This is a genomic window from Jonquetella anthropi DSM 22815, from assembly GCF_000237805.1.
Lineage (GTDB): Bacteria > Synergistota > Synergistia > Synergistales > Dethiosulfovibrionaceae > Jonquetella > Jonquetella anthropi.
This window is the reverse complement of the sequence record NZ_CM001376.1, coordinates 920,349-943,015: the sequence shown is the minus strand read 5'-3', so window position 1 is coordinate 943,015 and position 22,667 is coordinate 920,349. Positions and strand designations below refer to the sequence as shown.

Below are 22,667 nucleotides of genomic sequence, written 5' to 3'. Positions count from 1 at the left end.
CCCGCGAGCTTCGTGGGCGGCGGCTTTTTGTGACGCCTGTAGCGGCTGGGGGAGAAAGAAAAGGGGGCATAACGCGAAAAATAGCGCGAGGGGCGCTTCCCAAGTGGAAAGCGCCCCTCGCGCGTGGGAGAACTCCGCGTCGTCGCAGGAAGGGCCCGTGCTTGCGATCGGCCGGTTTGTCCGGAAACGGCCCAGTTATTTTTCGCCGGGCATCTTCCAGCCGTTGGCGTCGGTGTGGAGCAGGTGGTGAGCTCGCTCAGAAAGAGGTTTGCCCAAGTAGCTCTTATAGCACTCGATGATTGACGGGTTGGCGTGCGAATACCGCCACGGCAGTTTTTTATCGATGTTGTAAAGCACCGGGGCACGGTCGGGCGCCATTTCCTTTTGGGCGTGAATCGGCTGTCCGCCGCCGCCCACGCAGCCGCCAGGACAGGCCATGACTTCGACGAAGTCATAGTGAACTCGGCCTTTTTCCAGCTCTGTGATCAGCTGGTTGGCGTTCGACAGCCCGTTGACGACGGCGACTTTCAGCTTCGTCCCGCCAATTTCAAACTCCGCTTCCTTCCAGCCCTGTTGGCCTCGGACGGCTTTGAACGTCTCAGGCGAGGCGTTTTTGCCGGTGACGAAGTAATGGGCGCTTCGAAGCGCCGCTTCCATCACGCCGCCTGTGACGCCGAAAATAGCGCCGGCGCCGCTACCGATGCCAAGCGGCATATCGAGCTGTTCATCTTCTAAGTCCGTCGGGTCAATCTGGTGGGCCCGAATCAGCCGGGTGATCTCCCGGTTGGTGATCGCCAAGTCGACGTCCTGTCCAGCGCCCGCGCTGTTCATCGTCGGCAGCGCGCACTCGGCCTTTTTGGCCAGACACGGCATGACGGACACGGAGAAAATCCGCTTGGGGTCAACTCCCAGCAGCTGGGGATACCACGATTTTGCGATCGCGCCGAACATCTGCTGCGGCGACTTGGCCGTGGAGAGCTGAGGAATGTACTTTGGCCAGTTTGCCTTCACGAATCGAACCCAAGCGGGACAGCAGGACGTGAACATGGGGAACTTGAATTGGTCGGCATGAGTGAGTCGCTCGACGAACTCGCTGCTTTCTTCCATAATCGTCAGGTCGGCGGAGAAGTTGGTGTCGAAAACGTAGTCAAACCCGATGATTCTCAGGGCCGAGGCGAGCCGGTTGACCGTCGCTTCCTCGGGCTTCATGCCGAACTCCTCGCACCACGCGGTTCGGATCGCCGGGGCAATCTGAACGAGCACAATCTTGTCCGGGTCGTCGATCGCGTCCATAAGCTTCTGCGTGTCGTCGCGCTCGTGAAGCGCGCCTACCGGGCAGTGGGTAATGCACTGACCGCACAGGACGCAGGGCGCGTCTTCAAGCCTGTAGGCTTTCCCCACGTCGACGGTGATGGTGCCACCGCTGTTCACCACGTCCCAAACGTTGGAGTGCTGAATCTTATCGCACACCTGCACGCAGCGCATGCACTTAATGCACTTCGAGTAATCTCGGATCAGCGGGAAATCTGGGTTGCTGGTTCGGTCGTCGATGTGTTTTTTAAAGGGCGTGGAGTGAACGTTCAGGTCTCCGGCGGTTTTTTGAAGCTCGCAGTTGCCGTTGCGAACGCACATCGGGCACCGGTCCTGGTGCTCCGAGAGGATAAACTGCAGGTTCGCCTTTCGCGTCTCCCGGGCCTTTCGGCTGTTGGTCTGTATCACCATGCCCTCTTCGACCGGGCTGTTGCAGGCCGTGAAAAGCCGGTCGTATCCTTCGACTTCCACGACGCAAATTCGGCAGGCACCGATCTCGTTCAGCCCCTTGAAGTAACAGAGGGTAGGAATTTTTATCCCGACGGACTTGGCCGCTTCGAGAATGGTCGTCTTTTCTGGTACCTGAATGGACTTGCCGTCGATGACGATGTTTACCATTGTCTGATTCGCCCCCCCTTGAACACGCCGTAACCGAAGTGGTCACAGCGCAGGCAGCGTCCCGACTCCTGAAAGGCTTCCTCGTCGGTCATGGGCAGTTCCATCAGCTTGAAATCGTGAACGCGCTCAGCCGCCGGGCGCTCGGCCATGTTGACTCGGCCGCAGGTCGTGTGGTCGTCAAACCGCACCTGAGGCACTTCGATGGTGCTCTCGATCACGTGGTTAAAGCCCAAATACTCGTCGATGTTGGCCGCCGCGACTTTTCCGGCCGCGATCGCCCGAATGACGGTCGCCGGCCCTGTGACGCAGTCGCCGCCGGCAAAAATTCCCCGCGTATCCTTCACGCCGCTCGTGTCGAGACACTCAATAGCGCCCCGCTTGATCGGCATGCCGTACTCACCGAACTTGCGGGACTCGATCCCTTGGCCGATGGCTACCAGCAGGCGGTCGCAGGGGAAGAACACCTCAGGCACATCGGCGTTGACCGGCGACGGCCGGCCGCCCTTGAACTCGCCGATGATCTGCGGCTGGGCGCTCAGCGACACAAGCTTGTTGTCCTTGTCCTTGATGATATGAAGCGGCGCGTGGAGCTCCACAATCTCCACGCCGTCGGCGATGGCGCCTTCCACCTCTTCGGGCAGAGCCGTCATGTCCTCCTTGCGGCGCCGGTACACCAGCTTCACCGACTTGGCGTTGCACCGGACAGCCGAACGGGCCACGTCCATCGCCACGTTGCCGCCGCCGACAACGACCACGTTCATTCCGGTAAAGTCGGGGTAGTTGTCGTCACCGATTGCGCGGAGCATTTCCACCGCGGAAATGACGCCCTCGGTTTCCTCGCTCTCAATGCCTAGTTTCTTGTCGATGTGGGCGCCGATGGCCACGTACAGGGCGTCGTAATGGTCATGCAGGTCCTTAATCGAAAAGTCGTTCCCGATGCTGATCTCCGTTTTGACGTGAATGCCCGTCGACAGAATGCCGGCGATCTCCTTGTCGAGCACTTCCCGCGGAAGACGGTAGGCCGGTATGCCGTATCGGAGCATGCCGCCCAGCTTCTTCCGCTGTTCGTAAATCGTCACGTCGTGCCCCATGAGGGAGAGGTAATACGCCGCGCTCAGCCCGCCGGGGCCTCCGCCCACCACGGCCACCTTTTTGCCAGTGAGAGGCATTCGCTCGGGCACGCGAATTTCTCCCTCGTGCTCGACCGCGTAGCGTTTCAGCCCCCGAATGTTGATCGGGTTGTCAACCATCGTGCGGCGGCAGCGTGTCTCGCACGGGTGCTCGCAGATCATCCCGCAGACCGCCGGCAGCGGGTTGTCCTTGCGGATCAGCTGAACTGCCTCGCTGTACCGTCCCGCGTGAATCAGCGCCAAATAGCCGGGAATGTCCACGTGGGCGGGGCAGAGGCAGACGCACGGCACCGGCTGATTTTGGGTCCTCAGACACCGGCCGTGAACGACGTGCTCCTCGTAGTCCTCGCGGAACCCCCTGACACCCATGAGCACCATGCGGGCCGCCTCTTGGCCGATCGCGCAGTCAGAAGAAAGGTAAATGCTCTCGGCCATCGTCTCGATCGTTTGCAGGGCGTCCAACTGGACCTTCCCGCTTAAAACCGCGTTAATCAGGTCCTGAAGGCGGTTCAGCCCAACCCGGCAGGGCGTGCACTTGCCGCAGGACTGGGAGTGACAGATATGAAGGAAAGAAACCGCCAAGTCCACCGGGCAGAGTCCCGGCGGGCTTGCCTGAATACGGCGCTCCATGTCCTTGTACAGGCCTTCAACTGTAACCTCAGCCTGATCCTTGGTGACAATACTCAGTCTGCTCACAGATATCCCCTCGCTTAGGCCTTGATTGGAATCTGACCGCTCATCCCCCAACTCGCGGCCGAATCCTTTATTCAATTTACGGCAAAGCTAACAAAAAATGCTGAAAAATGAGCTAATAACTCCATCTGCATTTTAGTTCGGTCTGGGAAAAGCTACAACAGGAAAAATTTTTGAAGTGCGCAATGGTGAACTGGAAAAGTAACGGTCACAAAGGCATATGGTAGCCGAATCCTTTTGTCTTTAAAAAATCCTCCGGGCAAAAGAGGCCGTCGCCTGTTCTTCCGGCGAAAAGAAGCGGCTGAATAGTTCAGTTTATTTTTATCTGACTTGCTGTCAGCGTCCGCCTCATCGCGGCAAAGCCGCGCGAACCTGTGGCCGCGGAAAATTTTCAAAGGGCGGGCATATCCTTCCACCCGACGGCACAGCGCGACGGCGGACCATAATTCCCGTTTGCCCGTTGATGGTGTAAAATTTGGGCAAGAGGGGAGACCCTGGCAGGGCTTAAAAGGGAAGTTCAGACTGGTTAAGTTCGGCCTCGCTTACTCGGAGTATTAAAGTCATGAAAAAAAGACAGGAGGGGAATGAAATGTTAAGGAAAAAGTTTATGTCCGCCGCTTTAGCCGTCGTGATGTCCTTTGCTTTGAGCGCCCTCGGAATGGCCGAGCCGTCTGCGCCGGTGCGCTTGGCAGGGCTGAAAGGACCGACCTCCATGGGCATGGTCAAGCTGCTTTCGGACAACGAAGCCGGCAAGGCGAAGAACGCCTATGACTTCGTCATGAACGCCTCCGGCGTCGAGCTGAGCCAGAAACTTCTCGCCGGCGAAGTCGACCTGGCCGCCGTTCCGTCCAACTTGGCCGCCGTTCTTTACAACAAAACATCGGGAAAAATTAAAGTCATCGCCGTCAACACTCTCGGCGTCCTGTACGTCGTCTCGACCGACGAAAGCGTCAAATCCCTTGAGGACCTCAAGGGAAAAACGATCATGGCTACCGGCAAGGGACAGGTGCCTGAAATAACCCTTCGGGCGCTGCTCAAAGCGGCGAACATTGACCCGGACAAGGACGTAACGATCGAGTTCAAGAGCGAACCGACCGAAGTCGTCGGCCTGCTTGCCAAAGACGGCGGCATCGCCATGCTTCCTCAGCCGTTCGTCACCGCCGCCTCGGCCAAGGTAAACGGCCTTCGCGTCGTCCTTGACCTGTCCCAGGAGTGGGAAAAGCTGCAGGGCAGTCCGGTCGTCACCGGCGTCACCGTCGTCAGAAAAGACTTCCTCGATGCGAACAAAGACAAAGTCGACGAATTCCTGTCGGAAGACAAAGACTCCATCGAATACGTCAACGCCAACCCGGACGAGGCGTCCGCTCTGATAGAGAAGTTCGGGATCGTCAAGGCGGCGATCGCGAAAAAAGCCCTCCCGAAGTGCAACATTCACTACGCGGACGGCGAAGAGATGAAAAAAATGCTTTCCTGCTACTTTGAGGTGCTCTTAAAAGAAAATCCGGCGTCCTTGGGCGGCAAGCTCCCGGACGACGAATTCTACTATGCAAAATAAAAAAATCGGGCTGACCGTTTCCGTTCTCTGCCTGATCGGCTTGTGGCAGCTGCTCGCGGTCCTGATAGGAGAGGAACTCATCCTTCCTTCTCCTGTCAGGGTCGTCGTTAAATTGGGGGAAATGGCCGGGACGAGCCAGTTCTACCGCACCGTCGGAATAACCTTCGGGCGGATTCTCGCCGGCTTTTCCATCGCCGTACTGCTCGGCTCGATCCTGTCGGTCCTGTCGGTCTACTCCGACGCCATTCAGACCCTGCTGTTCCCGGTCATCTCGGTGCTCAAGTCAATTCCCGTCGCGTCGTTTGCCGTCCTCTGCCTCATGTGGGTCAGGACGAACAACTTGCCAATTCTCATTTCCTGCGTCGTCAATATCCCGATCATCTACATCAACTCGCTGTCGGGCATGAAGTCGGCGGACGTCAAACTCCTTCAAATAGCGAAAGTTTATCGGCTCAAGTTTTTTACCCGCCTCAGGTACATTCACCTTCCGGCCGCCAAGGACCAGTTCTTGGCCGCCGTTTCCCTCTCGTCCGGCGTCGCGTGGAAAAGCGCCGTCGCGGCTGAGATCATCGGGCTGCCGGCCGTCGCCATTGGCAGCGCCGTCCAGACTGCGAAAGTCTACCTCGAGACGGCTGAACTGTTCGCTTGGACCGTCGTCGTCCTCGCCCTCAGCGCCCTCTTTGACAAAGCGGTCGCCAAGTTTTTTAACCTGCTCTTCAAGGTCGCGGTCAGATGATAACGGTCAATAACGTCACCCTGACCTACGAGGGGAAAACGGTTCTCAAAAACTTTTCCGCCCAAATGGACGAGCGGGAGATCAGCTGTCTGGTCGGCGAATCGGGGTTTGGCAAAACGAGCCTCATCAACGCCATGCTCGGCTTTCTTCCCCTTGCCACCGGGGGGATACAGGGCGTTCCGGAGCGTCTCTCGGTCGTCTTTCAGGAAGACCGGCTGTTTGAAGACTTTACCGTCATCGAGAACCTGAAGCTCTTCGCCCCGCCGGAAAAAATAGCCGACGCGCTGGCCCGGTGCGGCCTGCCCGGCGAGGAAAAGACGAAAGTGCGCGAGCTCAGCGGCGGCATGAAAAGGCGGGTAGCGATCATTCGGGCCGTCCTGTGCGAAAGCGACTACATCATCATGGACGAGCCGTTCAGCGGGATTGACGCGGAGAACAAGAGGAAAACTGCGTTGTACATTTGCGCCAACCTGAACGGCCGCGGCCTCTTTTTTACGACTCACAACGAGGAAGACAAACTGCTTTTCCCTCAGGCTGTCCACGCGGTAAAAGAAGAATAACGAAGCCGCCTTCGCAAGGTTTGCGAAGGCGGCTTTTCGTTGAATGGCAGAAAACTATTGATTTAAAAGCCACGACCACGCTGGTTATCATATGAGGTAGCCTGCGCAAAAGACCGGACGTGTTATCAGTAGATTCATGTAATATAATGACATAAATAGCCTGTCATTTAAAGATAGCAGTTCTGAGTCGAAAAAGGTATTTCCTGAGAGGAAGGGGAAAATGGAAATTAAGAATATAACAACTGTCATTATTTATTATAACGGGCAAGTCCTAGTCAATACAACTGAAAGCGAGCAATATGAACTCATTACATGCGATGCTGATGTTGAAGAAATCGGACAAGTGGCGTTAAAAATCGTACTAGGCAAAGTTATCGATGATACTATCAACGATATCAAGAAATTTAAAATCGAAGAGGAAACAAGAGACGATTCTCAAGTAACAGTACAATATTTTATATACGAACCCCCAAATAAAACAATCTTAAAAGATAACTCTGAGGTGAGCTGGTTAGCATGCGATAACCTACATCAAAAGGCTTGGCGCTTTCCTTCCGAACTAAAGATGTTAACAATGTATTTAATGATGAAAAAAGCAGCTGTTGTGGCAACTGTTGATGAGCTGATGAACTTGGGGAGAAACTGTTTTGTGGACAGCTGTACTACTTTCCTCAAAAGCTTAGGGTTTAAAGAAGTGAAGGACAAGCTTGTGCAATCTTGGCGAAATTGCTTCTCCTTTTTAATAAGGCACTGGCCTCAAGAGTTGCTGGACAATGACAATACGGAGAAACAATTTCCACTGCTTTTTGAGTTTCTAATGCCAAACTCTTGGTGTCGCTCCGATGTTATTCTTCTGACCGAGAAAAAAGTCATCGTTTTTGAGTTCAAACAAAAAGACACTATTTCCGCGGAAGACATTACAAATGACGTTGCGCAGGTAACTGGGTACGCGCAAAGTATTATGAACTTTCACCGTGAAACAGGGTGTAAAGGAATGACTGTTTCTGCATTTCTTGTTTACACAAACAATAGCGCCTCATTAACTGATGATGTCCAAACTAGAGTTAAGTCATTGCTGGAGGAGAAAAAGGTTCCGGTTCTTTTACCACAAACTTTCTGCGATGCCGTCAGGCAGGAACTTCAAAACGATGTTCCGATGACGGACGAGAACTGTTACAAATGGGTAACCTCATCGTTTTACCCTCGGCCAAGTTTACAAAAAACGACGCTTGAGTGCTTTCAAACCCTGTATCCTTCATATATTAAAATCGATGAAATTGATTGTAATGAGAAAGCGTTAGAAACAATAAATAATATTATTATTGATCGCACAGAGAGCAAAAGCATTATTTTCCTTTCCGGTGTTCTCGGCTGGGGAAAAACATCGCTTGGGCTTAAAATAGTATATGACAATGTAGGGCTGAACCCGGATTGTACGCCAATTTTTCTGTCAGAAAATACTAAGTTAATCAATAGTTTACAAAGTATGCTTTCATCCGAAGATGAGCCAGAAGCCGGCAAAAGCTTCATAGAAAGTCTTAGAAATTTTAATATTCAAGCAAAATCACCCGCTGCTCTATGCCATAATGTTATTGTTCTTCATGAAGCGCACTGGGTAAAAGACAACGGCGAGGGTATAACAGAGGCTGAGCTACTTCTTAATGTGGGTGACAGAATTGCTCAAACGCAAGGCAAGGTCGTTGTTTTATGCCTGATTGACAATGGGCAGACTATTTCTCCGGACAGAAAGCATGGCCTGCCGGTTTGGTTTGGCGCTTTAAGGAACCATAGGGATTGGTCAGTTTATCTTTACAATGCTGATAATTGCAAGAATGTTTTTGAACAATTGTACAAAACAAAAGATATAGACTATAAAAATCTTTATGAGGGGTTGTCGATTAAGCGCAACTTTATTGACGTGCACCTATGGATAGAGAATATACTGACTCCAGATTTAAAAAGAGCGCGGGAATGTTATCGAAAATTATGTAGTGAAGGGTTTAGGTGTCAAGTTTTTAGGGAACAAGATGAGCTAGAAAAAGCTGTGAAGGCTGTTAAACAGCAGGATCCAAGTGGCCAAAGGGGGATAATACTTTCATCTCGCTTTAAAATTCGACTGAATAAAATTTGGAAGCAAGATAACAACAATTGTTTTCAGCCCATGGAATGGTATATAGAAAAAGAGAGAAAACTAGAATTTGCAGTGACGGAATCGCTAGCCCAGAAAGTTGAGCTGGATTATCCAATCGTTATATTTTGTGGGGATTATTATATAGAAGAAAATAAATGGAAAGATGCTTCTGGGTGCGGAGATTCAATTATTAAAAACATTTATCGTATTTTGCTGACGCGAAGTCAAAAAGAGCTTTTTATATATTTCCCTATAATCGAGCAAGATTCACAGGAGGATAGATTAAAAGACACGTGGGAATGGTTTTGCTCTATGATGAGGCCTGACGACGAGGAAACGTCTCAGGCGTAAAGATTTTTGCCGTTTGGGGGCGGCAGAAGGCGCTGCGTTATCAGAAGATTTCTGTTGCGACAGAGGTGATACTGTTGTTCAATGATGGTTTGCTCTCCACCCCTCGGACGCTTCTTCGTCCGTGGCGCGAAAGCGACGCGCCGCGGCTGTACGAGTTGGCAAAAAGTCCCAACGTCGGCCCAGCGGCGGGCTGGCTCCCTCACAAAAGCGAAGCCGAAAGCCTGCAGGTCATAAGAACGGTTCTGCTGGGGCCCGGGACGTTCGCCGTCGTCTTAAAGGAGAATGAACAAGTCATCGGTGCGGCGAGCGTAACGGTCGCGGGGAATGATACCGGCTCGACGGACGAGGCGTCTTTGGGCTACTGGCTGGGCGAACCCTATTGGGGCCGTGGCATCATGCCCGAAGTTGTCCGCGCGCTACTCGAGTACGCGTTTATCACCTTGAAGCTGGAGCGCGTTTGGCTTTCGTATTTTGACGAGAACGACCGGTCCCGCCGGGTCGCCGAAAAGTGCGGTTTTACCGTCGATCACACGTTCGTCAAAACGTGGCCGATGGGAATAAAACACGAGACGGCCTGCGTGATGACGAAAGAAAACTATCTGTCCACCCGAGGGGCCCGGAAAGTTTGAGAGGCAGGCAAAACGGGGGAGACGCTAGCCGTCCGTCGGAGCAGGTTCTGCCGATGGAAAGGAACAAGAGACGATCTGTTGAGCAGTTTTTTCCGTTCAGATCTTGACACCGCCCCCGGCGTGGCTTAATCTTATTTAGCTGCTGGAAAACAACCGTCAAATATCTTTTGAAGGAGTTTCACACGAATGTCGAAGAACAACACCCGTAAGACCGCTCCAAAGGGCAAAATCGTCCGTCGCCTGGGCGCCAATATCTTTGGCAACCAGAAGTACGACAAGCTTCTGAGCCGCAAGGCGACCCCTCCCGGAGGACAGCCCCGCCGTCACGGCAAACAGTCCATTTACGGACTTCAGCTGCAGGAGAAGCAGAAGATTCGTTTCTCCTACGGCGTGAGCGAGCGTCAGCTTCACAAGGTCTACACGCTGGCCAAGAAGATGGAAGGCGTTACCGGCTCCAACATGCTGATTCTGCTTGAGTCCCGGCTTGACAACGTCGTCTATCGGCTTGGCTTCTGCACCACCCGTCCGCAGGCCCGTCAGCTGGTCTGCCACGGTCACTTTGCTGTGAACGGCCGCAAGGTCGATATCCCGAGCGCGCGGGTTTCTGCCGGCGACGTGATTTCCATTCGGGAGAACAGCAAGGACATGAAGGTTCTGAAGGAGAACCTCGAGGTCGCTTCGGCGGTGTCCCAGCCGGCGTGGCTTTCCCTCTCCGGTACGGAAGGAACGGTTCTTCGCCTTCCGGAGCGCAGCGAGATCGTGTGCCTTGCCGACGAGCAGGTCGTCGTCGAGTACTACGCCAAGTAACCTGTCCTTTTTGCACCGGCCTTCCGAGGCCGGTGCTTTTTTTGTAACCGACGGGCGTTTTTAGCCGGCCTGCTCGGCATGGCGACAGGTCATTGAAAGAACGAGCGGTCCTGCCATATAATGGCAGCATCGTGGGATTGACGAAGGGGGGACGTCGGTGAACGAGCGGATTTTAAGCGAGCTGGTGGACGGTCTGCTTTCGGGCGCCGTGAGCCGGAACGACTTTATAGAACAGATGAAAACTGCCCCGGTGCGTGAGCTTGGCGACGTCAGGCTTGACGTTCACAGGTTGCTGCGGCGTGGGTTCGGCGAGATTATTTACAGCCAGTCCAAGAGCGACGAGCAGCTGCAGAAGATCGCGCAGGCCGTGAAGGACGGGGCTGAACCGTGTCTTTTTTCGCGTCTCTGCGAGCGCCAAGCGTCTCTCGTCCGGGCCGTTTGTCCCGATCTGGAGTACTGTCAGGAGGCCCGGTTGGGCGGCCTGCGTCGGCCCAAAGCCAGATACGGCGGCGTGACGGTGATTTCCGCCGGCTCAAGCGATGTGCCTGTTGCCGAGGAAGCGGCGATGACGGCCGAATACTTGGAGTGTCAGGTGACCCGGCTGTACGACGTGGGCGTGGCGGGGATTCACCGGCTTCTGTCCCACGCGTCAGTGCTTGCCGAGTCTCGGGCTATTGTTGTCGTGGCCGGCATGGAAGGCGCGCTGCCCAGCGTGGTCGCCGGGCTGTCGGGCTGTCCCGTCTGGGGCGTGCCGACGAGCGTCGGATACGGGGCCAACCTTGGCGGGCTGACGGCTCTGCTTTCGATGGTTAATTCGTGCGCCACCGGCCTTTCGGTCGTCAATATCGACAACGGGCTGGGCGCGGGCGTCTGCGCGGCGCTGTCGGTCAGGCAGGCGTCCCGTTGAGGCGCGGCAGCTGGGACCTAGTGGACGAGTTTTTCCCCGCTGGGTTCAAGGAGCGGTTTTCTTCGCTCAAGCGGGCGGTCGTGTCGCTTTCCGGCGGGGTAGACAGCTCCTGCGTTCTGACTTTGCTGGCCGGGCTGATGCCGGAAGGCTCGCTCTGGGCGGTTAATTTCAGGTCGTTTTTTCACTTCCCCGACGAGCAGGAGCGGTGCGTCAAGATGTGTTCCGATTTCGGCGTGCCGCTGTTGTCACTGCCCGGGCCGGAGCTGACGAGCGACGAAGTGAGGCAAAACGTGCCACGGCGGTGTGCTCTCTGCAAGTCCCTGCGGCTGGAGCGGCTTCAGGCTGAGGCTCAGGAGCTCGGCGCGGTGATCGTCGACGGGACAAACGCCGACGACCTGAAGGATAAAACGCGGCTGGGCAACGAAGCCCTAGCTCGCTGCACGAACCTGTTCAGCCCTCTGGCGGAAGGCGGGCTGACGAAAGCCCGAGTGCGCGAGCTGTCCCGTCGGCTTGAAATTCCGTGGGCCGATGAGCCGGCAACCGCCTGTTTGGCCACTCGTTTTCCCCGGGAAACGGCGCTTGATCCGGCGGAGTGCCGCCGGGCAGGCAAGGCTGAGCGGGCTTTGGCCGCTCAGGGAATACGTGCCCGGCTGAGGGCGTACCGTTCCACCGTCTGTGTGGAGCTGTATCCGCCGATCGACTGGGGACATTTTCGGCCTGATGTCATTCTAAAAACGCTCCGGGCGGCGGGGTACACTCGGGTAACCGTCGATCTGGAGGGGTACCAGACCGGCCGCGGCTGGCTTGACTAATATTTGGGAAGGGCGGGAAGTTGGATGACGTACAAAATCGTCTTTCTGCGGCACGGGCAGAGCGCTTGGAATCTTGAGAACCGCTTTACCGGCTGGACGGACGTGGGACTGACGGAGCAGGGCGAGGCGGAAGCTCGCCAGGCCGGCGACCTGATGAAGGCCGAGGGGCTGAACTTTGACGAGGCGCACACGTCGCTTCTCAGCCGGGCGATCAAAACCCTCTGGCTGGCGCTGGAAAACATGACCCTGATGTGGCTGCCGGTCTTTAAAACATGGCGGCTGAACGAGCGGCACTACGGCGCTCTGCAGGGGTACAACAAGGCTGAAATGGCCGCTCAGGTGGGCGAGGCGCAGGTCAAGTTGTGGCGGAGAAGTTACGACGTCCCGCCTCCGGCGCTGGAGGACGGCGACAGCCGTCTGCCGGGAAGCGACCGCCGGTACGCCTCGCTGTCCCCCGAGGAGCTGCCGAGAACCGAGTGCCTAAAGGACACAGTGGCCCGCGTCCTGCCGTACTGGAACGACGTTCTCGTCCCGGCGGTTCGGGCGGGCAAAAGCCTGTTGGTCGTCGCTCACGGCAACAGCCTTCGGGCGCTCGTTAAACACCTTGACGGGATCAGTGATCAGGACATTATTTCGCTCAACATTCCGACGGGCGTTCCGCTCGTTTACGAGCTTGACAGCTCGATGCGCCCGATTTCCCACAGATACTTAGGCGACCCGGAGCAGGTAGCAGCCGCCGCGGCCGCTGTGGCGAACCAGGGCAAAGCCCGATGAGCGATACCCTAAAAGAGAGTGCTGAAAAACGCCGCCGACAGAGGCAGCTGAACGTTCAGTGGGCGGCGCTTCAAACGGTCCGTTGGATTGTGACGCGGCTCCCGCAGGGCGTCGCCGTCGCGTTGGGCGCGTTTTGCGGGCGGCTGGCTAGGCTTGTCTGCAAAAGGCAGGTCGACGACGCAGAGGTGCGGTGCGTCTCCGTTTTGGGCGTCGGGCCGACGATCGCCCGCCGAATCGTGAAACGCTCTTATGCCAACATGGGACGGGCGGCCGTCGAAATGCTGCGCCTGCCGTGGTTGGTAAAACGGATAACCCGTTATGCCGACTTTTGGGGCATCGACAACGTTCGGCGCGCGCTGTCCGACGGCAAGGGCGCGATTCTTCTTTTGGGCCATTTGGACAATTGGGAGATCGTCAACGCGGGCCTCGCGCCGCATTTCCCCCTCTGGGCTATTGGGGCAGATCAGCGGGATCCGCGGGTCAATGAGCTGATAGCCGAGCTTCGAGAAAGCACCGGCATGACGAATATCTCAAAAGGCCGAGGGCTTCGCGGTGCCGTGAGTGCCTTAAAAAGAGGGGTTCTTTTAGGAGCTTTGCTGGATCAGGACGCCAAGGAGAAGGGAATAAGACTGCCGTTTTTGGGCATTGAAGCCAGCACGCCCACCGGTGCGGTGCGGCTAGCTGACCGGTTTGGTTCTCCGATTTTGCCGGTTCAGGTCGTGCGCGTCTCATCGACAAAACATCGGGTGATCATATACCCGCCGGTGAAGGGCAGCGGCGGCGAGCCGGGAACGGCTGACATTGCCGCCGTGACCCGGCGGTGCAACGACATTATTTCAGGCTGGATCCTCGCTCACCCGGATCAATGGCTGCTGTGGTCGTATCCGAGGTGGGGACGGCCGGAGCCGGAGCAGTGGCGTCATGCTCTTAGCCGTTGACCCCGGGCGGGATAAAGTCGGTTGGGCGGCTGGAACGGACCGGGGCGAGCTGATCGGCTCAGGGATTTTGTTGGGAAAATCCGCGCCGGCTGGGCTTAAAGCGCTCTTGGCCGGCGGGCCCCGGCCAGCTGATTGCACTGTTAACGAAGGGAGCTGGCCGGCAGAGCGGCCGCGGGCCGTCCTCCTTGGGAACGGCACCTGGTCGGACAAGTTCCGGGAGCTGCTGCTGGGCCTTGGCGCCTCTCCTGTTTTGGTGGACGAGAAAAACACCACCCTGCAGGCTCGAAGCCTGTACTGGGGTATTCACCCGCCGCGGTCTTGGCGGCGTCTTATCCCGCTATCGCTCCAAACGCCGCCGAGGCCGCTGGACGACTTGGCGGCGCTGTGCATACTGCGCCGGTACCTACAATCGGGATCTGAACAGAGCGTCCAATCATCTTGCGAAGGAGACTAAAAAGGATGGCAGAGCGGAGAGTGCGGCTGGGCGGCGAGCTGGCCGTCATGACGTATGCGTTCGTCAAGTGGGTTGTCTTGGCTGTGTTGGCCGGCGTTTTTGTCGGAGCTGGTTCGAGCGGTTTTGTCTGGATGCTTCGGGGCGGCGAGTGGATAAGCGAGCTTATCCCTCAGACGCCGCGGCTGCTGCTTCTGTTCGTCGGCTTTTCGGTCAGCACGTACTTGATTCAGAAGTACGCGCCTGACGCGAAGGGCCACGGCACCGAAAAAGTCATTGAGGCGATTCACGAGAAAAACGCCGTCATTGACGTCAAAGTCATTCCGGTCAAGCTGGCGGCCACAGTTGTCACCCTGTCGTGCGGCGGAAGTGCTGGCAAGGAAGGTCCGGCCGCCCAAATTGGCGCCGGTATCATGTCGGTCTTTGCCCAAAAGTTCAAGTTTTCGGAGTACGACCGAAAGCGGCTCGTCGTCTGCGGCGTTTCTGCCGGCTTTGCGGCCATCTTCGGCACGCCTGTCGCCGGGGCCGTCTTCGGTATCGAGGTCCTCTTCGTCGGGCAGATGTTCTACGACGTTCTGTTCCCGTCGTTCATCAGCGGCATGGTGTCCTGGCTCGTCTCGGGCTGGCTGGGAATTGTCCACCCCTCATACGTCATCACCAGCGTTGAGGCGGTCACGCCCGGACTCATCGGCTGCGTCATTTTGGCTGGCTGGTTCTTCGGCCTTGTCGCTCTGCTTAACGTCGAGATTATGGGGGCTATCGAGCGGGCTTTCTCGAAGGTTCAGGCGGAGCCGATTGTGAAAGCCCTTGTCGGTGCGCTGTTGGTCGCCCTACTGGCTCTGATCGTTGGGAACGAGTACTTGGGGCTTGGCACGGTCACCCTCGACTCGTTTGTGGCCGGAACGGCAGCGCTGCCCAAGTCGGCATTCTTCTGGAAAATGGTCTTCACGGCCATCACGTTGGGCTGCGGGGGCTCCGGCGGTGTCGTCACGCCGATCTTTTTCATCGGCGCCTCCGCCGGCGCGGCGTTCGCCTCGACGCTGGGGCTTGATGTGCCGCTTTTTGCCGGGCTGGGGCTTGTAGCTACGCTGGCCGGCTGTGCCAACACGCCGATAGCTGCGACCTTCCTCGGCATTGAACTGTTTGGCGCCGCCATGGGCCCCTTGGCTGCTCTCGCGTCGGTTGCCGCGTTCCTGACCGTCGGACACCGGGGAATTTACCCAAGTCAGCGCCTTGCCAGGTCCAAATCGCCGCTGATTGAGCTGTCCGGTGACGTTGAACGGGTCGATTCGCCTATTGGTATCTTCGCGGCGGATCGGTCGCCCGTCATCATGAAAATCGCCTCGTTTTTCAAGTCCCGTTCCAACGGCGGGAAAAACTAGCGCAGAAGGCGCCCTTTTGGCTGAGCCAAAGGGCGCCTTTTTTCGCCGAAAGAGCGGCGGTTTGTGTTAGAATCTAAAGTTGTCTGCACTAGGCTATCTCAGGTATGGAGGTCCCGCAATGGGCAAAAGCTTACGGCACTTCGTCAGTACGCTGTGCGCGCTTCTGACTCTGACTTTGACGGGAACGGTTCCGGCAATCGGAGCCGAACAGACTGACCCGCCCGTGACGGTTGTGTTGGCTCTGTCCGGCGGGGGGATAAAAGGGTACGCTCATGTGGGCGTGCTCAAGGTACTTGAGCAGAACAACATCCATGTTGCCGGCATTGTGGGAACGAGCATGGGCTCCATCATCGGCGGGCTGTACGCGTCAGGCTACTCGGCCGATCTTCTTGCTCACTTGATCGAAACTTCCAACCTGACCCAGCTTCTCGTCAACACCAAAGATAAAGCGTACGGCCGCAGCGGCATGCTCGCCTCCGGCCAAGGGGTCATCCGGCCGGAAATTCACTACGACAAGAACTGGAAAGTCGTCGGCCCGATGGGAATCTTTTCCGGCGGCCAGCTGGTCGAGTTCCTCGCCCGCAAGACCGACCACGTCGCCACGACGGACTTTAACAAGCTGCCAATCCCGTTCGCCGCTGTGGCAACCGACCTGTCAACCGGTGAAAAGGTCGTCCTGTGTCACGGCAGCCTGTCATCGGCCATGCGCGCGTCCAGCTCCCTGCCCGGCGTCTTCGACCCGTGGCGGCTGGAAGGCCGGTGGCTCGTCGACGGCGGACTCGTGTCCAACATGCCGGTTGAGACGGCGCGGGAACTGTTCCCCGGCTATCCTGTGGTCGCGGTTGACCTGACGAGCAGACTGGAACCTGATTCAAGCCTCGGCAGCGTGTTTGACGTCATTTCCCAGACGATTACCATACTGACCCACCAGAACGTCGAGGCAGAAGCAAAACTTGCCGATGTCCTGATTCACCCGGACGTCAAAGAATATCCCGTCCTTGGCAAGACCGACGTGAGGGAGATATTCGCCCGCGGCGAGGAAGCCGCCCGAGCGGCTATCCCGGAACTGCTTCGCCTGCCGCGTCGGACCCCGCCGCGTCGGACCCCGTCGGAAAGAGAGATTCAGCAGTACGCTCAAAACCCGATCGTGACCGAAGTCCGGCTCACCGGCCTTGAGCCGCAGGTCGCCAAGGTCTTTCAGGACAGCTACACCCGTCGGTGGAAGGGCAAGCCGCTCAACAAGGAAGCCGTGGTCGAGACGGTTGACACCCTGCTCAAGCGCCGGGACATTCGGTCCGTCGACTATAATTTCTCTGTCGACGAAGAAGGGGGGCATGCTGTCGTCGATCTGGCCGTCAACCGCTATCCGGCCCACCGGGTCGCGCTGAGCGGCAACGCCAGCACCCTTGCCGGGCGCGGCTGGCTCACGGTCACATCCGAAAACTCCGACGTTTTCTTGGCTGGCGACCAACTGGAACTGAGGGCCTACTTAGCCGACAACTTCGGCTTGTACGCCGACTACTCAGTGGCCGATCCGAGCGAAAGCCCTTGGGAATACAGGCTTTGGGCCTCGCGGTACACGATTAAGCCCCGGATCATTCCCGACGCCGAAAATCTGGGCGACTTCCAGCGCTGGTGGCGCTACGGCGGCGCAGTGCTCAGACGGTTTGACATCGACGACGAAAACGTGCGCTTTGAGGCCGGCGTCAAAGTCGACTCGTTCAAGCGGGAAGGGCTTCAGCTTGGGCATGCCAGCAGAGACAACGGAGTGCACGACGCCTATTTCGTCCCGTTCCTCGATTTTCGCTGGAACTGGCAGAATCGAAAGGACGACCCAACGTTCGGCCTGTCGTTTGACCTTGGGTTGGACGCCCCGCTGAGCATCGACGCCCTGCTCGTTCGGGCGGCCCTGCACGGCACGGTCCAATTGACAAAGTCGAGCAAACTGGAACTGACCGGCGGGTACGTCCACGGTGCCATGAACGAGTCACCGCTCTACGCGGCCTACCTGGGCGCGGGGGACGAGCTGCTCAGCCTCAGCAGTCATCCTATCGCCGCGCAGTCATTCCTCTGGGGCCGGGCTGCTCTTGTGCACTCGATGCACGAGACGTTCTTCGGCGACCTAGACTTGGAGCTGTTCGGCACGTGGGCCGACGCGAGGGACACCGGCGGAAAACTCATCGCCCGCCCGTGGGAACTTGGCGTTGCCCTGTCCGCGCCCCGTCAAATCCTGAACGCCAGACTGTACGCCCTGTACAGCAGCGAAGATCAGTGGAAATTCGGCATCAGCTTCGGACTGTTTAACTCCGAGCCGTTCATGCCGTTCTAGCGTCAACACAAGCCAGCGGGCCGGCCGTTTCGGCGGCAAAGCCCCGCCCCGTTAAATTACACGTATTAAATTACACGTAAAGGAAGGTTGATTATGGCTCGCAACATCACACCTCGGGAACAGGACTACTCCCAGTGGTATCTGGACATCATCAAAGTAGCCGAACTGGCCGACTACGCGCCGGTTCGCGGCTGCATGGTCATTCGTCCCACCGGATACGCCCTGTGGGAAGAGATACAGCAGAAGTTCGACGCGGCGTTCAAGGGAACCGGCCACACGAACGCCTACTTCCCGGTTCTTATTCCCGCCTCGTTCCTCACCAAAGAGGCCGAACACGTCGAAGGTTTCGCCCCTGAATGTGCAGTCGTCACCGAGGCCGGCGGCGAAAAGCTCGAAGAGCCGCTCGTCGTTCGTCCCACCTCTGAAACGGTCATCGGCTACATGTACAGCAAGTGGATACAGTCATGGCGCGACCTGCCGCTGCTCATCAACCAGTGGGCCAACGTCATGCGCTGGGAAAAGCGCCCGCGCCTGTTTTTGAGGACGTCAGAATTTCTCTGGCAGGAAGGCCACACCGCTCACGCCACATCGGAAGAAGCCGTTCAAGAAACCGAGAGAATGCTCGAAGTATACCGGCGAATCATGACCGACGACCTCGCCCTGCCGGTTGTCGAAGGAGTCAAGTCCGCCGGCGAGCGGTTCCCCGGCGCTCTCGAAACCTACACTTGTGAGACCATGGTCAGCGACACAAAAGCCGTGCAGGCCGGAACGAGCCACTTCCTTGGACAGAACTTCTCCAAAGCCTTCAACATCCAGTTCCAAGCGCAGGACGAAACCATGCAGTACGCCTGGACGACCAGCTGGGGCGTATCCACCCGGCTCATCGGCGCAGTCATCATGACCCACTCGGACGCCGACGGACTCATCATTCCGCCTCACGTCGCGCCGGTCAAAGCCGTGGTCATCCCCATCTCGAAAGACGAGGCCAAATCGAAAGAGCTGGCGGGAAAAGCCGCCGAACTGGCCCAGAGCCTGAACAAAGTCCTCGGCGGCCGGTTCGTCAAAGTGGACGAACAGTTCTACATGCGCCCAAGCGACCGGTTCTTCTACCACCTCCAAAAAGGCGTCCCACTTCGGATTGAGCTGGGCGAAAAAGACGACGCCGCCGGCACGGTCCGGCTCGTCCGCCGCGACACCGGCGAAAAGCTCGACGCCGCGCAGGGCGAACTGACGACAGTCGTCCCTCAGCTGCTCGAAGAAATTCAGCACAACCTGTACAACCGGGCGGCAGCCTTCCGGGACGCCCATACGAAAACCGTCTCAACATACGACGAACTTAAACAGCAGGTCACGACGGGCGGCTGGGCAAAAGCCTTCTTTGCCGGGACCGTCGCCGACGAAAAGGCCATCAAAGAGGACACCGGCGCCACGATCCGCTGCTATCCGCTGGCCGATGCCGGCCTGCGGGGAAAGTGCGTCTACACCGGACAGGAAAACGGGCGGATGGCCATATTCTCCCGGTCGTACTAAAACAAAAAGGTACGCCGTCCCGCATTCAACACAGATTGAACGCGGGACGGCGTATTTGTTTGAGGTGACACATGGAAATCACTGAAAAAGAAAACAACAAAGAGTTCTACCCGTGGCAGCTTGACGCGTGGCGAGCCTTGGACGGCAAAAGCGGTGTCCTCTCGTCGCCCACCGGGTCCGGGAAAACTCGCGTCGCCTACCTGTGGGCCGGCCTCATGGACGGAACAGGCGGCGTCCACCAGCCGCCGGCCGGCTCGCGCGTCGTCTTCACCGCGCCGATCAAAGCCCTCAGCAACGAACGGTATCTTGAACTGACCGACCTCGGCTTTGACGTCGGCATTGAAACGGGAGACTTCAAAAAGAACGCCGGAGCCACAGTCATATGCTGCACCCAAGAGATATACGCCCTCAAGTACGCCCGCCTTCCCGACCAAAAGCTGATCATCGACGAGTTTCACTACATCTTTGACGAAAGCGAGCGCAGCCGCGCCTACATCGACGGCATACGGCACACCCACCCGGACGTCCCTATCCTCGTCATGTCGGCCACCTTCGGCAAGCCGGAGACGATCGTCTCGTACTTAGAGCGTACCGCTGACCGCCCCTTCGCCCTCTACGTCAACAGCTGGCGGGCCACCGAGCTCACGTGGCTTGACTACGGCGTCAGCCCGAGAGAAATACACGACGCCCTTGTCTTCGTCTTCTCCATGCGTGGCACAGGACAAATAGCCGACCTCATCGCCGACTCTCGGCTTGACTTCGACCCGCGCCGAAAAGCCCGGCTGCGCGACCTCGCGTGGATCCTCGACGTTCCCACCATCAGACGGTGCATGTACAAAGGCGTCGGCGTGTATCACGGCTCGCTGCTCCCAAAAGAAAAACTTCTCGTCGAACGAGCGTATCGGGAACGGATCCTCGACGTCGTCGTTGGCACCGACGCCCTCGCGCTCGGCGTCAACCTCCCGGCAGAAACTGTCGTCTTCGGCCAACTCGTCAAGTACCACGACCGCCGGCCACTCACCAAAACGGCGTTCCTTCAAATGTCCGGCCGCGCCGGCCGCAAAGGCCTGTTTGAACAGGGCTACGTCACGTGGCTCGACGACTCGCCGGCCGAATCGCGCGGCGTTCGGACAGGAGAAATCTTCCGCGCGCTCTGCAACCTGCCGGTCGAAACCCCGCAGGTCATCCTTCAGCCCAACTACGGCGCGATACTCAAACGGCGGAGCACCCCGAGCAACGAAGCCGAAATCGTAGCCCAAGGCTCACTGCCTCAGATGAGGTATGAGGCGGTCCTGCAGACCATACGGGCCACGCTCCAAACAATAGACGAAGAAGCCCTCATACGATCGCCCGAAAACCCGGAAGCCTTCAAAGGACTGCTCGCCGACATCTGGTACAGCGAAATGGACGCCGTCCAGAACCTCGCCATGGCGGAACTCTTCCTCAAAGGAACCGGCGATCAGAGCTCCGGCTACCGGCACCCAAACGGACTTGCCGCCGCGGAAGTCCTTCTGCCGCAGGAGCGGAACATGCTGCAGGCCCTTCTACGGGTCAAACGGTTCAACAACTCCCTGCCTGACCAGTACAAGCTCAACGGCATGGACGCGGTAGAAGACGCCATCGTCTCCATAGACCCCACAGTCTTCGGCTTTGAAGACAAAATTGCCGAAATGAACGAAACGGAAACTGAGCTGCCGCAAGTCGCCGTCAGGCTCACGAAGACCGTTCGGCCTAAAAAAACGTCCCGCCGCCGGCGAAAAGCAGCGCCGGAGGCCAACCGCGCTCCGGGAGAAGAAAAAGTCGAAAAGAAATCGAAAAAGAGAAGACCAAAACGCCGACAGAACAGGAAAAAGAAGCCAACCGGGGGACGCTAACCGAGCAGCCGCAAGGGTTTGAAAGCAGTCTGGAAGAAAAGAAAAAGATCTGAAAAGAAAGTGCTTGACAGAAAAGACGGCTGATGATATTCTGTTCAGGCACTCGAGAGACAATAGGTCTTTCGGGAACGCACCATGACAACGCGAAAAGGGAAGAAGGAAGCCAGAAGAGTGAGGTTAGGTGTAACTGAGGAGTTACATCGGAAGCTCTGTTAATTTTTTGGAGAGTTTGATCCTGGCTCAGGATAAACGCTGGCGGCGTGCTTAACACATGCAAGTTGGACGGGAATACTCGAGGAAGAGACTTCGGTTAATTTTTTGGGTATGAGAGTAGCGGACGGGTGAGTAATACATAAGAATCTATCCATCAGAGGGGGACAACTGCGGGAAACCGGAGCTAATACCCCGTAAGCCGGAAGGTGAAAGGGAGCAATCCGCTGATGGAGGAGCTTGTGTCCTATCAGGTAGTTGGTGAGGTAAGAGCTCACCAAGCCGAAGACGGGTAGCCGGGCTGAGAGGTTGTACGGCCACATTGGAACTGAGAGACGGTCCAGACTCCTACGGGAGGCAGCAGTGGGGAATATTGGGCAATGGGCGAAAGCCTGACCCAGCGACGCCGCGTGAGGGAAGACGGCCTTCGGGTTGTAAACCTCTGTTGCAGGGGAAGAAGGAAGTGACGGTACCCTGCGAGGAAGCTCCGGCAAACTACGTGCCAGCAGCCGCGGTAATACGTAGGGAGCGAGCGTTATCCGGAATTACTGGGCGTAAAGGGCGCGTAGGCGGAATGACAAGTCAGCAAGTGAAAGCGTGGGGCTCAACCCCATGATGCGGCTGAAACTGTTATTCTAGAGGCATGGAGAGGCAAACGGAATTCCCGGTGTAGCGGTGAAATGCGTAGATATCGGGAAGAACACCAGTGGCGAAGGCGGTTTGCTGGCCATGAACTGACGCTCATAGCGCGAAAGCTAGGGTAGCAAACGGGATTAGATACCCCGGTAGTCCTAGCAGTAAACGATGTATGCTGGGTGTGGGTGTAGCGATACATCCGTGCCGAAGTTAACGCGATAAGCATACCGCCTGGGGAGTACGGTCGCAAGATTGAAACTCAAAGGAATTGACGGGGGCCCGCACAAGCGGTGGAGCACGTGG

The 22,667-nt window shown here is 57.2% G+C and carries 17 protein-coding genes and 1 other annotated feature; of the genes, 15 read left to right on the top strand and 2 right to left on the bottom strand.

The features are described 5' to 3' along the window. Positions 1 to 195 precede the first annotated feature (195 nt). Entirely contained in the window at positions 196 to 1,929 is a 1,734-nt protein-coding gene (locus JONANDRAFT_RS04310) for a [FeFe] hydrogenase, group A (protein ID WP_008521264.1), read from the bottom strand. Continuing rightward, positions 1,923 to 3,755, bottom strand: a complete 1,833-nt coding sequence (locus tag JONANDRAFT_RS04305) for an NAD(P)-binding protein (protein WP_008522933.1) — start codon at positions 3,753 to 3,755, stop codon at positions 1,923 to 1,925. The genes JONANDRAFT_RS04310 and JONANDRAFT_RS04305 overlap by 7 nt, the downstream gene beginning before the upstream one ends. 586 nt (positions 3,756 to 4,341) lie before the next feature. Here JONANDRAFT_RS04305 and JONANDRAFT_RS04300 point away from each other — a divergent pair. The 15 genes from JONANDRAFT_RS04300 (at position 4,342) to JONANDRAFT_RS04230 (ending at position 21,518) form a co-directional block, all read left to right on the top strand. Beyond that, complete coding sequence (locus JONANDRAFT_RS04300) at positions 4,342 to 5,307, top strand: ABC transporter substrate-binding protein (RefSeq protein WP_008522931.1); 966 nt, start codon at positions 4,342 to 4,344, stop codon at positions 5,305 to 5,307. Continuing rightward, a complete protein-coding gene (locus JONANDRAFT_RS04295) occupies positions 5,297 to 6,043 on the top strand; it encodes an ABC transporter permease (RefSeq protein ID WP_008522928.1) in 747 nt (248 codons plus the stop codon). Before JONANDRAFT_RS04300 ends, JONANDRAFT_RS04295 begins: the two co-directional genes overlap by 11 nt. Further along, a complete protein-coding gene (locus JONANDRAFT_RS04290; RefSeq protein WP_008522927.1) occupies positions 6,040 to 6,603 on the top strand; it encodes an ATP-binding cassette domain-containing protein in 564 nt (187 codons plus the stop codon). Before JONANDRAFT_RS04295 ends, JONANDRAFT_RS04290 begins: the two co-directional genes overlap by 4 nt. A gap of 220 nt (positions 6,604 to 6,823) precedes the next feature. Next, positions 6,824 to 9,085 (top strand): DNA/RNA helicase domain-containing protein, encoded by a 2,262-nt coding sequence (locus JONANDRAFT_RS04285; protein ID WP_008522925.1) that lies wholly within the window; start codon positions 6,824 to 6,826, stop codon positions 9,083 to 9,085. 89 nt (positions 9,086 to 9,174) lie between these two features. Continuing rightward, positions 9,175 to 9,714 carry a GNAT family N-acetyltransferase gene (locus JONANDRAFT_RS04280; RefSeq protein WP_172633448.1) on the top strand — a complete coding sequence of 180 codons (540 nt, stop codon included), beginning with the start codon at positions 9,175 to 9,177 and terminating at the stop codon, positions 9,712 to 9,714. Between the two features lie 186 nt (positions 9,715 to 9,900). Then, positions 9,901 to 10,521, top strand: coding sequence for a 30S ribosomal protein S4 (gene rpsD / locus JONANDRAFT_RS04275; RefSeq protein WP_008521253.1), 621 nt, complete (start codon positions 9,901 to 9,903; stop codon positions 10,519 to 10,521). A 157-nt stretch (positions 10,522 to 10,678) separates the two neighbouring features. Continuing rightward, entirely contained in the window at positions 10,679 to 11,428 is a 750-nt protein-coding gene (larB, locus tag JONANDRAFT_RS04270) for a nickel pincer cofactor biosynthesis protein LarB (RefSeq protein WP_008522923.1), read from the top strand. Beyond that, positions 11,425 to 12,240, top strand: coding sequence for an ATP-dependent sacrificial sulfur transferase LarE (gene larE, locus JONANDRAFT_RS04265; protein ID WP_008522922.1), 816 nt, complete (start codon positions 11,425 to 11,427; stop codon positions 12,238 to 12,240). Before larB ends, larE begins: the two co-directional genes overlap by 4 nt. A gap of 24 nt (positions 12,241 to 12,264) precedes the next feature. After that, entirely contained in the window at positions 12,265 to 13,014 is a 750-nt protein-coding gene (gpmA, locus tag JONANDRAFT_RS04260) for a 2,3-diphosphoglycerate-dependent phosphoglycerate mutase (protein WP_008521248.1), read from the top strand. After that, entirely contained in the window at positions 13,011 to 13,952 is a 942-nt protein-coding gene (locus JONANDRAFT_RS04255) for a lysophospholipid acyltransferase family protein (protein WP_008522921.1), read from the top strand. Before gpmA ends, JONANDRAFT_RS04255 begins: the two co-directional genes overlap by 4 nt. Continuing rightward, complete coding sequence (locus JONANDRAFT_RS04250; protein WP_008521245.1) at positions 13,936 to 14,406, top strand: RuvC family protein; 471 nt, start codon at positions 13,936 to 13,938, stop codon at positions 14,404 to 14,406. The genes JONANDRAFT_RS04255 and JONANDRAFT_RS04250 overlap by 17 nt, the downstream gene beginning before the upstream one ends. Before the next feature lie 5 nt (positions 14,407 to 14,411). Then, entirely contained in the window at positions 14,412 to 15,785 is a 1,374-nt protein-coding gene (locus JONANDRAFT_RS04245) for a chloride channel protein (protein WP_008522920.1), read from the top strand. A gap of 118 nt (positions 15,786 to 15,903) precedes the next feature. After that, a complete protein-coding gene (locus JONANDRAFT_RS07900) occupies positions 15,904 to 18,114 on the top strand; it encodes a patatin-like phospholipase family protein (protein ID WP_008522919.1) in 2,211 nt (736 codons plus the stop codon). Positions 18,115 to 18,207: 93 nt separating this feature from the next. Next, positions 18,208 to 19,644: a proline--tRNA ligase gene (proS, locus tag JONANDRAFT_RS04235; protein WP_008522918.1), complete on the top strand. Its 1,437-nt coding sequence runs from the start codon at positions 18,208 to 18,210 to the stop codon at positions 19,642 to 19,644. A gap of 71 nt (positions 19,645 to 19,715) precedes the next feature. Next, on the top strand, positions 19,716 to 21,518 hold the full coding sequence (locus JONANDRAFT_RS04230) for a DEAD/DEAH box helicase (RefSeq protein ID WP_008522917.1): 1,803 nt from the start codon (positions 19,716 to 19,718) through the stop codon (positions 21,516 to 21,518). 225 nt (positions 21,519 to 21,743) lie between these two features. Next, positions 21,744 to 22,596: a sequence feature (16S ribosomal RNA rRNA prediction is too short), on the top strand. The last annotated feature ends 71 nt before the right edge of the window (positions 22,597 to 22,667 follow it).

Bases quoted from the DNA above. Each gene is read 5' to 3' on its own strand.
- JONANDRAFT_RS04300 (WP_008522931.1), top strand. From the start codon at position 4,342: ATGTTAAGGAAAAAGTTTATGTCCGCCGCTTTAGCCGTCGTGATGTCC.
- JONANDRAFT_RS04255 (WP_008522921.1), top strand. From the start codon at position 13,011: ATGAGCGATACCCTAAAAGAGAGTGCTGAAAAACGCCGCCGACAGAGG.
- JONANDRAFT_RS04310 (WP_008521264.1), bottom strand. From the start codon at position 1,929: ATGGTAAACATCGTCATCGACGGCAAGTCCATTCAGGTACCAGAAAAG.
- JONANDRAFT_RS04285 (WP_008522925.1), top strand. From the start codon at position 6,824: ATGGAAATTAAGAATATAACAACTGTCATTATTTATTATAACGGGCAA.
- rpsD (WP_008521253.1), top strand. From the start codon at position 9,901: ATGTCGAAGAACAACACCCGTAAGACCGCTCCAAAGGGCAAAATCGTC.
- JONANDRAFT_RS04245 (WP_008522920.1), top strand. From the start codon at position 14,412: ATGGCAGAGCGGAGAGTGCGGCTGGGCGGCGAGCTGGCCGTCATGACG.
- gpmA (WP_008521248.1), top strand. From the start codon at position 12,265: ATGACGTACAAAATCGTCTTTCTGCGGCACGGGCAGAGCGCTTGGAAT.
- JONANDRAFT_RS04230 (WP_008522917.1), top strand. From the start codon at position 19,716: ATGGAAATCACTGAAAAAGAAAACAACAAAGAGTTCTACCCGTGGCAG.
- JONANDRAFT_RS04295 (WP_008522928.1), top strand. From the start codon at position 5,297: ATGCAAAATAAAAAAATCGGGCTGACCGTTTCCGTTCTCTGCCTGATC.
- JONANDRAFT_RS07900 (WP_008522919.1), top strand. From the start codon at position 15,904: ATGGGCAAAAGCTTACGGCACTTCGTCAGTACGCTGTGCGCGCTTCTG.
- proS (WP_008522918.1), top strand. From the start codon at position 18,208: ATGGCTCGCAACATCACACCTCGGGAACAGGACTACTCCCAGTGGTAT.
- JONANDRAFT_RS04250 (WP_008521245.1), top strand. From the start codon at position 13,936: ATGCTCTTAGCCGTTGACCCCGGGCGGGATAAAGTCGGTTGGGCGGCT.
- JONANDRAFT_RS04290 (WP_008522927.1), top strand. From the start codon at position 6,040: ATGATAACGGTCAATAACGTCACCCTGACCTACGAGGGGAAAACGGTT.